Here is an 11,773-nt window from a genome sequence, read left to right as displayed (position 1 = left end):
TCAGGAGTACCTTTCCATGGCCAAAGCCACTGCCCGCCACATCCTTGTTTCCAGCGAAGAGAAATGCCAGGAGCTCAAAACCCAAATCGAAAACGGAGCTGACTTCGCCGAGGTCGCCCGCGCCAACTCCAGCTGCCCCTCGAGCCGCCAAGGAGGCGATCTGGGCTCGTTCGGTCCCGGCCAGATGGTCAAGGAATTCGATACGGTGGTGTTCAGCGCCCCGGTCAATGTGGTTCAAGGTCCGGTGAAAACCCAATTCGGCTACCACTTGCTCGAGGTCACCAGCCGCCAGGACTGAGGTTCCGGCTGACTGACCCAGACGGCTCGCTTAGGCGGGCCGTTTTGTTTTGTCCGAAATAAGCCGGTGTCCAATCGATTCCGGCAGAGAACTTGCTTGGCTTTCAACCGCCGACGGCAGTCAAGCATGGCCTTCCTTGCAGTGCCTGATCCAGCAAGGGACCTGACCGACGACCGCGGCCATACGGTGACAAAGATCACGGGATTCCGGTACCTTGCCACCGGAGGTAACGCACAACAACAAATGGAAAACCCATGGAGCGGGCGGCAATCGTCGGCTCAAGACCTTCAACCCTGATGTTGCGCGCAACGTCAGTCAGGATTCGTGTAATGCGTTTTGTTTTTTCGTCGCTGCTGGCTGCCACACTGATCCTGCTTTCGGGTTTTCAATCCTTGTCCGCCGCACCACAGCACGCCTTGACCGTCTATGGCGAAGCCCCTCGCTACCCCGCGGATTTCAAACATTTCGATTACGTGAACCCCGATGCCCCAAAAGGCGGCAGCATGCGTCGCTCTGCGCAGGAAATCGGTCAGTTCGACCACATCATGCCGTACATCGACAAAGGCACGGGTGTATCGCAAGTCAACGGTCTTCTTTATTCACCGCTGGCGGTCAGGTCCCTGGACGAGCCGTACACGGTCTATGGCCTGATTGCCGAAAAAATGGAACGTGCGCCGGATGGGCTCTCGCTGCGTTTCTATCTGAACCCCAAAGCCACCTTCTCCGACGGAACGGCCATCACCGCCGAGGACGTGCGCTTCACGTACAACCTGTTGATGACCCAGGGCAGCCTCTCCTATCGCACCGAGTTCGGCGACGTACAGCAGGTCGAGGTCGAATCGCCCACCACGATTCGTTTCGTCTTCAAAAGCAGCGAAAGCCGTACCCTGCCCCTCGATCTCGCTTCTCTGCCAGTGTTTCCGGAACACGACTGGAAAGGCCGGGATTTCGCCAACGGCGGCGGTTTCGACATCCCGGTCGGCAGTGGCCCCTACCGCATCGGTAAGGTCGACCCGGGCCGCAGTATCACGTTCGAGCGCAACCCCGAGTGGTGGGCCAGGGACCTGCCCGTCAGCCGCGGGATGTATAACTTCGATCATTTCAGCGTCGAGTACTTCGGCGACACGGACGTGGCCCGCCAAGTGTTGCTGGGCGGCGGGTATGACTACAACCGCGAATATTCAGCCACCGGCTACGCCGTGCGTTATGACAGCCCGGCATTGACCGAGGGTCGGCTGCAACGCGCACAACTGGCGCCCGGCGCGGTGCAGAGTTCTCAGGGCTTCGTGTTCAACCTGGATCGGCCAAAATTTCAGGACCGCCGGGTGCGCCAGGCGTTGGCGATGCTCTGGGACTTCGAATGGACCAACAAGCAGATGATGCGCAACGGCTACGTGCGCCAGAACAGCTATTTTTCCAACAGCGAACTGGCGGCGACCCAGTTGCCCAGCGAATCCGAACTGAAAATCCTGGAACCCTTGCGGGGTCAAGTTCCGCCGGAAGTGTTCACCCAAGTGTTCCATACGCCAAAAACCGATGGCAGCGGCTTCATCCGTGACAAGCAACTTCAGGCGCTGGGGTTGCTGGAAGAAGCCGGTTGGATGCCCAAAGGCGACAAACTGGTCAATGCGGCCGGCGAGCCGCTGAGTTTCACCTTCCTCAATGGGCAAAGCGGCTTCGAAAAAATCCTGTTGCCCTACAAGCGCAACCTGGCGCAGATCGGCGTTGGCTTCGAGATCCGGCGCATCGACTCGGCCCAGTATCTGAACCGGGTGATGGCGAGGGACTACGACATGATCGTCACCGGCTACGGCGTGTCGACCTCCCCGGGCATGGAGTTGTACAACAACTTCGGATCGAAAGTCGCTCGCGACCCCGGCTCCAGCAATTACATGGTGCTGCGCGATCCCGCCATCGACAGCCTGATCGAAGGACTGGCCAAAGCCGACAGCAAATCGGCGATGATTGATTACGCCCACGCGCTGGATCGAACCCTGCAATGGGGGTTTTACTGGATCCCCAATTATTACCCGCCCGGCTCGTCCACGGTCTGGTGGAATCGCTTCGGCATTCCCCGCACGCAGGCTGCCAACAGTGAGGCGATCGATACCTGGTGGGAGCTGAGCCCTCAGGCGCTGACCACCGATCAGTTCACGCGTCAGCGAGGCGCATCGGCCCTGCCTTGGGAGATCAAGTGATGCTCGGCTACCTGATGCGGCGTCTGCTGCTGATCATCCCGACGCTGTTCGCCATCCTGCTGGTGAACTTTTTCATCGTCCAGGCGGCCCCTGGAGGGCCCGTGGAGCAGGCCATCGCCAAATTGCAGGGCGTGGCGGGTGGCACCATCGGTGCCGGTCATACGGAAACCATGAACACCGGCCAGTCCCGCGCCAGCCGTGGCCTGGACCCGAAGCTGATCAAGGAGATCGAGCATCAGTACGGCTTCGACAAACCCTTGCACGAGCGTCTGTGGCTGATGTTGAGCCACTACGCACGGCTGGATTTCGGCAACAGTTTCTTCCGCGGGGCCAAGGTGACTGACCTGATCCTGCAAAAGATGCCCGTTTCGATCTCCTTGGGCCTATGGGCAACGCTGATCACCTACCTGGTGTCGATTCCGCTGGGTATCCGCAAGGCTGTCAAGCACGGCAGCCATTTCGACATCTGGAGCAGCACCGCCATCGTCATCGGGTATGCGATGCCGGCTTTCCTGTTCGCCATGCTGCTGGTGGTGCTGTTCGCCGGGGGCACTTCACTCAGTTGGTTCCCGGTTCGCGGCCTGGTGTCGGAAAACTTCGACCAGATGAGCCCGCTGGGCAAGGTCGCCGATTACTTCTGGCACCTGGTCCTGCCGGTGGCGTCGCTGGTGATCGGCGGGTTCGCGACGCTGACCATTCTCACCAAGAACTCCTTCCTCAATGAGGTGACGAGACAATACGTGGTGACCGCGCGGGCCAAGGGCCTGAGTGAACGCCGCGTGCTCTACGGTCATGTGTTCCGCAACGCCATGCTGTTGGTGGTGGCAGGCATACCTCAGGCGTTCATCAGCGTGTTCTTCGCCGGGTCGTTGCTGATCGAAGTGATCTTCTCCCTCGACGGGCTGGGGCGCATGAGTTACGAAGCGGCGGTGTCCCGGGATTACCCCGTGGTGTTCGGCTCGCTGTTCATCTTTACCCTGTTCGGCCTGCTGATCAAACTGGTCGGTGACATCTGCTACACCCTGGTCGACCCCCGCATCGACTTCAGCGCGAGGAATGCGTGATGCGCAGACTGTCTCCGGTGGCTCGCCGACGCTTCGAGCGTTTCCGCAACAATCGCCGTGGTTGGTGGTCGCTGTGGCTGTTTTGTGGCCTGTTCGTCATCAGCCTGTGCGGGGAGCTGATCGCCAACGACAAACCGCTGGTGCTCAGCTACCAACACCAACTCTACTTTCCTGCCTTCAAACGCTACACCGAGCAAGCCTTCGGCGGGCAATTGCCTTTCCAGCCGGACTACCGCAGCGATTACGTGCGCCAACTGATCAGCAAGGGCGACGGCTGGATGCTGTTCCCGCCCATCCCATTCAGTGAAGACACGCCCAATTACGATTTGAACAAGCCGGCCCCCAGCCCACCGTCCGACATCAACTGGCTCGGTACCGATGACCAGGCGCGCGACGTGTTGGCGCGGGTGATCTATGGCGCCCGCGTCTCGATCCTCTTCGCCCTCGCCCTGACCGCGATCAGCGCGCTGATCGGCATCGCGGCTGGCGCGCTGCAGGGCTATTACGGGGGTTGGGTGGACTTGCTCGGGCAGCGCCTGCTGGAAGTCTGGTCCGGGCTGCCGGTGTTGTACCTGCTGATCATCCTGTCCGGCTTCGTCGAGCCCAACTTCTGGTGGCTGCTGGGCATCATGGCGCTGTTTTCGTGGCTGGCGCTGGTGGACGTGGTGCGTGCCGAATTCCTTCGGGGTCGCAATCTGGAATACGTCAAGGCCGCGCGGGCGCTGGGCCTTGATGACCGCAAGGTGATCCTGCGGCACATCCTGCCCAACGCCATGAATGCCACATTGAGCTACCTGCCCTTCATTCTGACCGGGGCCATTTCAACACTCACGGCGCTGGATTTTCTCGGGTTCGGCATGCCGGCGGGAAGCGCGTCGCTGGGGGAGCTGATCAGTCAAGGCAAGCAGAACCTGCAGGCCCCGTGGTTGGGTTTCACGGCGTTCTTCACCCTGGCGTTGATTCTTTCGTTGCTGGTGTTCATTGGCGAGGCGTTGCGTGACGCCTTCGATCCGAGGTCCTGACATGACTGAAAACCTGATTGAAATCCGTGATCTGTCGGTCTCGTTCAACGGCAATACGGTCGTCAAACACCTGAGCCTGGACATCCCTGCAGGGCAGTGCCTCGCGTTGGTCGGCGAATCGGGCTCGGGTAAATCGGTCACTGCCCATTCGATCCTGCAACTGCTGCCCCAGACCGGGACGGTCAGCACAGGCAGCATTCGTTACCGCGGGCAGGAATTGCTGGGAGCCGACGGCAAGTTGCTGCGCCAGATCCGGGGCAACCAGATCGGCATGATCTTTCAGGAGCCGATGACCTCGCTCAACCCCTTGCATACGGTGGCCAAGCAGATCGGTGAAACCCTGCTGCTGCACAAAGGGCTGAGCGGCAAGGCAGCGCAGGCACGCATTCTCGAACTGCTGGAGATGGTCGGTATTCAGCACCCGGCAAAGCGTTTGAAAGCCTACCCCCACGAATTGTCGGGCGGCCAGCGCCAGCGGGTGATGATCGCCATGGCCCTGGCCTGCGAGCCCGAATTGTTGATCGCCGACGAGCCCACCACCGCGCTGGACGTCACGGTCCAGCGCAAAATCCTTCTGCTGCTCAAGGCCCTGCAGCAACGCCTGAACATGTCCCTGTTGCTGATCAGTCACGATCTCAATCTGGTGCATAGCATCGCCCAGAGAGTCTGTGTGATGCGCGCGGGTGAAATCGTCGAGCAGTCGAACTGCCAGAGCCTGTTCAAAAACCCGCAGCATCCCTATAGCCGTCTGCTGCTGGACGCTGAACCGGCAGGTGAACCCTTGCCGCGCGACACTCGGGAAAAGGTCCTTGAAGTGGACAACCTGCGGGTCTGGTTTTCCCTGGGCAGCGGCATTTTCAATCGCCATGTCGAATACCTCAAGGCGGTGGACGACATCAGCCTGAGCATCGAGCGGGGCAAGACCCTCGGTATCGTCGGCGAATCGGGCTCTGGAAAATCGACACTTGGTCAGGCCATCCTGCGCTTGCTGGAATCCCGTGGCAGTATTCGGTTCAAGGGTCATGCACTGGACCACCTCAATCCCAAGCAAATGCGCCCGTGGCGCAAGCAGATGCAGGTGGTGTTTCAGGACCCTTATGGCAGTCTCAGCCCGCGCATGTCGGTGGCGCAGATCATCAGCGAGGGACTGGAGGTGCACAGTGAACTGGACAAGGTGTGTTGTGAGGCCGAAGTCGTTCGCGTGCTGGAGGAAGTCGGGATCGACCCCCTGAGTCGGCACCGCTATCCCCATGAATTTTCCGGCGGGCAGCGGCAACGCATCGCCATCGCCCGTGCCCTTGTGCTCAAACCTGCCTTGATTCTGCTCGACGAACCCACGTCTGCGCTGGACCGCACCGTGCAGAAACAGGTCGTGGCCTTGTTGCGCCAGTTGCAGGAAAAACACGGCCTGACGTACCTGTTCATCAGCCACGATCTGGCCGTGGTCCGGGCGTTGGCCCATGACCTGATCGTGGTCAAGGATGGCAAGGTGGTCGAGCGGGGTGCCAGCCATGACGTGTTCGACGCACCCCAGCACCCCTACACGCGGGAGTTGCTGGCGGCGGCACACCCAGGGTTCAACTGAGAGCAGCACCTAACAGCAGTCTGTGCGGCCAGATGCCGAGATGGAGACATCGGAACAGTGCATGAAAGACAGTGACAGCCTGAAGGACTACCGCCGCGTGCGTCGACTGGCGATCCGTTCGCTGTTCGAAATCATCGAGCAGTCCAGCGAAGGCACGGTCATCGTCGACAAAGAGGCGCGGATTGTCTGGATCAACGAACGCTACGCCAGGCGCTTCGGCCTCGAGGACGCCAGCCGTGCGGTGGGCCAGCCATGCGAAAAAGTGATTCCCGGCAGCTTGCTGCGGCAGGTGGCCACCAATGGGCAGCCGATTCTGCTGGACATGATGGACACCGCCAAGGACCCGCTGGTGGTCATGCGCCTGCCGATCCACGACGACGTTGGCGGGGTGATCGGCGCCATCGGTTTTGCCCTGTTCGATGAGTTGCATGCGTTGTCGCCGCTGCTCAAACGCTACCTGAGCATGCAGCAGGAACTGGCCTCCACTCGCTCGTTGCTGCGGGCCCGTCAAGCCAAGTACAGCTTTGCGCACTTCATCGGCACCAGCGCCGCGAGCCTGGAGGTCAAGCGTCGCGCCCGCCGCAGTGCCAGTGCCGAATCGCCCGTCCTGCTGCTGGGGGAAACCGGTACGGGCAAGGAATTGCTCGCCCATGCCATTCACAACACCTCCCCCCGCGCCCACAAGCCCTTCGTCAGCGTCAACAGTGCCGCCATTCCGGAGACCCTGCTCGAAGCCGAGTTCTTCGGAACCGCCCCTGGCGCGTTCACCGGGGCCGACCGACGGGGCCGGCAGGGCAAGCTTTTTCTGGCCGAAGGCGGAACCCTGTTCCTTGATGAAATCGGCGACATGCCGTTGCCGCTGCAGAGCAAACTGCTGAGGGTCCTGCAGGAGAAGGAATACGAACCTGTCGGCTCCAACGAAATGATCAAAAGCGATGTGCGATTGATCGCCGCGACCTCCACGGACCTTCAAGCGGCAATCAAGCGCGGCGAGTTTCGCGCCGATCTGTATTACCGCCTCAATGTCCTGCCCATCGAAGTCCCGCCGCTGCGCGAACGGCTGGACGATTTGCCGGCGCTGACCGAAGTGATCCTGGAAGAGCTGCGCAGCCAACACGAACTGACGCAAGAGGCCTTGGATACCCTTGCTCAACACTGTTGGCCAGGGAACATTCGTGAACTGCGCAACGTGCTGGAGCGAGCCGCCTTGCTCAGTGAACATTCGCACCTGACGGTCGCAGACATACGCGCTGCGATTGGTACCCTCATTCCGCCTCAGCCCTCCATGCCAACGGCTCATGTGGCTGCCGTGCCGAACGAAACGTACAGTGAAGCCCGCGAGCGGTTCGACCGTGAGTTGATTCAGGCCAAGCTGGCCGAATGCCAAGGCAACGTGGTACTCGCCGCCCGCCAGCTCGGGCTGGGTCGCTCTACCCTCTACAAGAAAATGTCAGCCCTGGGAATCGCCGAATCTCATTAATGGGATGACCTGTCTCCTTTTGTAGACAGCGCGGTGACTCGCCCCCTATGCCCGGCTCATCGGTCTTTCAAGCCCCTCGACTTGCTACCAAGCTCACCCAATCCCGCCGCGTGCCGGGGCAGCGTCTCCAAATCGAGACAAAGCCCTTCGGCATTTTTCCCGGCTGATCAGATTTTCCCTTACAAATCAGTGTGTTGGCCTGATGGCACAGAAATAGCTATGACGTACTCACGCGGCTCGACCGCATCCATAACAAAAACAACAGGAGACACTCGATGAGTGTGATCATCGCTCTGGCAGCCCTCGCGCTGCTGATGCTGGCTGCCTACCGGGGTTACAGCGTCATCCTCTTCGCCCCGATTGCTGCGCTGGGCGCCGTGCTGCTCACGGATCCTTCCGCTGTAGCCCCAGCCTTCACCGGCGTGTTCATGGACAAGATGGTGGGCTTCGTCAAACTGTACTTCCCGGTGTTTCTGCTGGGCGCTGTGTTCGGCAAGCTGATTGAGCTCTCAGGGTTTTCCCGGTCCATTGTTGCCGCTGCGATCAAGGTGCTCGGAACCCGCCAGGCCATGCTGGTCATCGTATTGGTGTGCGCCCTGCTGACCTACGGCGGAGTTTCGTTATTTGTCGTGGTGTTCGCCGTTTACCCGTTCGCGGCGGAGATGTTCCGCCAGAGCGATATCCCAAAACGACTGATACCGGCCACGATCGCGCTGGGCGCGTTTTCCTTCACCATGGACGCGGTGCCGGGCACGCCACAGATTCAGAACATCATTCCCTCCACTTTTTTCAACACCACCGCGTGGGCCGCGCCTTGGCTGGGGCTCATTGGCACGGCGTTCGTGTTCTGCGCAGGCATGCTGTTTCTCCAACGCCAGCGCAACAAGGCCCAGCGCGCTGGAGAAGGCTATGGCACCGAATTGCGGAACGAGCCTGACACCCCTGAAGACATTCGCTTGCCCAACCCTTGGATCGCGCTGGCGCCTCTGTTGCTGGTGGGCGTGATGAATCTGCTGTTCACCCAGTGGATTCCGCAGTGGTACGGCAAGACCCATGCGCTGGCACTGCCGGGAATGGCGACGCCAGTCACCACCGACATCGCCAAGATCACAGCCATCTGGGCGGTAGAGGCGGCGTTGCTGGTGGGCATCGTCTTCGTGCTGATATTTGCTTTCAGCGCGGTGAAGTCGAAACTCGCCGAAGGCAGCAAGGGTGCCGTCAGCGGCGCGCTGCTGGCGGCCATGAACACCGCCTCCGAATATGGCTTCGGTGCCGTCATTGCATCGCTGCCAGGCTTTCTGGTGCTGGCGGACTGGCTGAAATCCATCCCCAACCCGCTGGTCAACGAAGCGATCACCGTTACCCTGCTGGCGGGCATCACGGGCTCGGCCTCCGGTGGGATGAGTATCGCCCTGGCGGCCATGTCCGACAGCTTCATCGTCGCCGCCCACGCCGCCAATATTCCACTGGACGTGCTGCATCGAGTGGCCGCCATGGCCAGCGGCGGCATGGACACCCTGCCTCACAACGGTGCGGTGATCACCCTGCTCGCGGTCACCGGCCTGACCCACCGCGAGGCGTACAAAGACATTTTCGGCATCACGATCATCAAGACCCTGGCGGTCTTCGTGGTGATTGCGACGTTCTACGCAACTGGCATCGTATGAGGAATCGAACATGAGTCTGCAAGGCAAAACCGCACTGGTCACCGGCTCCACCAGCGGCATTGGCCTGGGCATCGCCCTGACGCTGGCCAAGGCAGGCGCCAACCTGGTGCTGAACGGCTTCGGCGATGCATCGGCAGTGGTCGAAGAGGTCAAGCAGTACGGCGGCAAGGTCGGCCATCATCCCGCGGATGTCAGCGACGTGGCGCAAATCGCCGACATGATCGCCTACGCCGAGCGCACCTTCGGGGGGGTGGATATTTTGGTGAACAATGCCGGCATTCAACACGTCGATGCGGTCGAAGACTTCCCCGTGGACACCTGGGACAAAATCATCGCCATCAACCTGTCTTCGGTTTTCCACAGCACCCGCCTGTGCCTGCCGGGCATGCGGACCAAGGGCTGGGGGCGGATCGTCAACATCGCCTCGGTACATGGGCTGGTGGGGTCCACCGGCAAGGCCGCGTACGTCGCCGCCAAGCACGGCGTCATCGGCCTGACCAAGGTGGTCGGTCTGGAAACAGCGACCAGCCCGATCACCTGCAACGCCATCTGCCCCGGCTGGGTGCTGACGCCCCTGGTTCAGAAACAGATCGATGACCGGGCCGCGCAAACCGGGAATGCCGAGCAGGCCAAGCATGACCTGCTCGCCGAAAAGCAGCCTTCTCTGGATTTCGTGACCCCAAGTCAATTGGGCGAGCTGACGCTGTTTTTGTGCAGCGAGGCCGGTGCGCAAGTCCGTGGCGCGGCATGGAACATCGATGGCGGATGGCTGGCACGCTGACCGCCCGCTTCAGCCACCCCGTACGCCTGCCGAGGATTCAGCTCCCCGGCTCGTCCCGCTCGTCCACCAGCCCCCAGTCTTCGACGCTCACCTGCGCAGCAGGCTGCGGCGGCGTGGGGGCGCTGGTGATGGCCGCACCGTTTTCGTTGTGCAGCTTCAAACGCAAGCGTACGTTGTTGGCTGAGTCGGCATTTTTCAGCGCTTCCTCCTCGCTGATCGCCCCTTCCACCGCCAGGTCGTACAGCGCGTTATCGAATGTCTGCATCCCCAGGTTGGTGGATTTTTCCATGATGCCTTTGAGTTCGGTGAGCTCGTTGCGGTGAATCAGATCGCGAATGGTCGGGGTGCCCAACATGACCTCCACGGCAGCCCTGCGCTTCCCATCCTTAGTTTTCACCAGACGTTGCGACACAAAGGCCTTCAAGTTATTGCCCAGGTCGTGCAGCAATTGCGGGCGACGCTCCTCGGGGAAGAAATTGATGATGCGATCCAGCGCCTGATTGGCGTTGTTGGCATGCAGGGTCGAAATCGCCAGGTGGCCCGTGTCCGCGAAGGCCAAGGCGTGCTCCATGGTTTCCCGATCACGGATTTCGCCGATGAGGATCACGTCCGGGGCCTGGCGCAGCGTGTTTTTCAGCGCCGCATGGAAGCTGCGGGTGTCGACCCCGACCTCACGTTGGTTGATGAGCGACTTCTTGTGCTTGTGGATGAATTCCACGGGGTCTTCGATGGTGATGATGTGGCCGCTGGCATGGCGGTTGCGATGGTCGATCAAGGCGGCCAGCGAGGTGGACTTGCCCGACCCGGTAGCGCCGACGAACAAGACCAGGCCGTGCTTTTCCATGACCACATCGAGCAGCACCGGCGGCAGGTGCAAGTCTTCGAATTTCGGAATGTCGAGTTTGATATTTCGCGCGACGATGGACACTTCGTTTCGTTGCTTGAAGATGTTGATCCGAAAACGCCCGACGCCCGACAGCGAGAAGGCCAGGTTCATTTCCAGCTCCCGCTCGAAATCCTGACGCTGTTCGGCGTCCATGATCGCGTCGGCAATGTGTGCCACGTCGCCGGGCTTGAAAGCTTCGGTGCCCAGCGGTTTGAGCACGCCATTGAACTTGGCGCAAGGGGGCGCGCCGGTAGAGAGATAAAGGTCCGATCCGTCCTGGGTGGCAAGCACCTTTAACAACGCCGGGAAATCCATAGGGCACACCGCACATAGAGGTTGAGAAGACTGCAGGTCGACGCCGGGTGCCTGTCAGGCACCTCTCCTAGCTGCGACCATCGACCGTTACCGTCGTTCGGCTAAGGTTTATCAGATCAAGTGCAGGGAAAGTACCTGAAATCGTCCCGCAAGGGCATAATGCGCGGCTTTTTATCGAGGCCATTTCATCATGAAAGCTCAAGCCCGCCACATCCTGGTCAAAACCGCCGAAGAGGCTGAACGGCTCAAGCAGCGCATCGCGCAAGGCGAGGCGTTCGACGTGTTGGCGAAAAAACACTCCACCTGCCCGTCCGGCAAGCGCGGCGGCGACCTGGGCGAAGTGCGGCCGGGGCAGATGGTGCCCGTGATCGACCAGATCATCTTCAAGAAGCCGTTACGGACCGTCCATGGCCCGGTCAAGAGCAAATTCGGCTATCACTTGGTGCAAGTGTTCTTCCGGGATTGAATCGCCGAGCC

Annotated in this window: 9 protein-coding genes and 1 pseudogene; 9 read left to right on the top strand and 1 reads right to left on the bottom strand. The window is 60.7% G+C overall.

Annotation, left to right across the window (positions count from 1 at the left end; translation table 11 throughout):
• Positions 1–10: 10 nt before the first annotated feature.
• The 8 genes and pseudogenes from N5D61_RS15430 to N5D61_RS15395 form a co-directional block, all read left to right on the top strand.
• Positions 11–298 (top strand): annotated as a pseudogene (locus N5D61_RS15430) (peptidylprolyl isomerase); the annotation flags it as partial.
• Between the two features lie 329 nt (positions 299–627).
• Positions 628–2,496 carry an extracellular solute-binding protein gene (locus N5D61_RS15425; RefSeq protein ID WP_279893433.1) on the top strand — a complete coding sequence of 623 codons (1,869 nt, stop codon included), beginning with the start codon at positions 628–630 and terminating at the stop codon, positions 2,494–2,496.
• Complete coding sequence (locus tag N5D61_RS15420; RefSeq protein WP_108240242.1) at positions 2,496–3,560, top strand: microcin C ABC transporter permease YejB; 1,065 nt, start codon at positions 2,496–2,498, stop codon at positions 3,558–3,560. Before N5D61_RS15425 ends, N5D61_RS15420 begins: the two co-directional genes overlap by 1 nt.
• A complete protein-coding gene (locus N5D61_RS15415) occupies positions 3,560–4,582 on the top strand; it encodes an ABC transporter permease (RefSeq protein ID WP_108240243.1) in 1,023 nt (340 codons plus the stop codon). Before N5D61_RS15420 ends, N5D61_RS15415 begins: the two co-directional genes overlap by 1 nt.
• 1 nt (position 4,583) lies before the next feature.
• Positions 4,584–6,167: an ABC transporter ATP-binding protein gene (locus N5D61_RS15410; RefSeq protein WP_279893432.1), complete on the top strand. Its 1,584-nt coding sequence runs from the start codon at positions 4,584–4,586 to the stop codon at positions 6,165–6,167.
• 61 nt (positions 6,168–6,228) lie between these two features.
• Entirely contained in the window at positions 6,229–7,647 is a 1,419-nt protein-coding gene (locus tag N5D61_RS15405; protein ID WP_108240245.1) for a sigma 54-interacting transcriptional regulator, read from the top strand.
• A 275-nt stretch (positions 7,648–7,922) separates the two neighbouring features.
• Positions 7,923–9,314, top strand: coding sequence for a GntP family permease (locus tag N5D61_RS15400; protein WP_279893431.1), 1,392 nt, complete (start codon positions 7,923–7,925; stop codon positions 9,312–9,314).
• A gap of 10 nt (positions 9,315–9,324) precedes the next feature.
• On the top strand, positions 9,325–10,095 hold the full coding sequence (locus N5D61_RS15395; protein WP_108240247.1) for a 3-hydroxybutyrate dehydrogenase: 771 nt from the start codon (positions 9,325–9,327) through the stop codon (positions 10,093–10,095).
• A 37-nt stretch (positions 10,096–10,132) separates the two neighbouring features.
• On the opposite strand, the gene N5D61_RS15390 is transcribed toward N5D61_RS15395, so the two are convergent.
• The gene (locus tag N5D61_RS15390) at positions 10,133–11,296 is read right to left on the bottom strand and encodes a PilT/PilU family type 4a pilus ATPase (RefSeq protein ID WP_108240248.1); all 1,164 of its coding nucleotides are present in this window, start codon (positions 11,294–11,296) and stop codon (positions 10,133–10,135) included.
• A 190-nt stretch (positions 11,297–11,486) separates the two neighbouring features.
• Between N5D61_RS15390 and N5D61_RS15385 the strand changes: the two genes are divergently transcribed.
• Positions 11,487–11,762 (top strand): peptidylprolyl isomerase, encoded by a 276-nt coding sequence (locus tag N5D61_RS15385; protein WP_108240249.1) that lies wholly within the window; start codon positions 11,487–11,489, stop codon positions 11,760–11,762.
• Positions 11,763–11,773: the final 11 nt, after the last annotated feature.

The sequence above is a fragment of the Pseudomonas sp. GD03842 genome (assembly GCF_029841165.1).
In the GTDB taxonomy this organism is placed as follows: domain Bacteria; phylum Pseudomonadota; class Gammaproteobacteria; order Pseudomonadales; family Pseudomonadaceae; genus Aquipseudomonas.
This window is presented reverse-complemented; position numbering and strand designations above follow the sequence as displayed.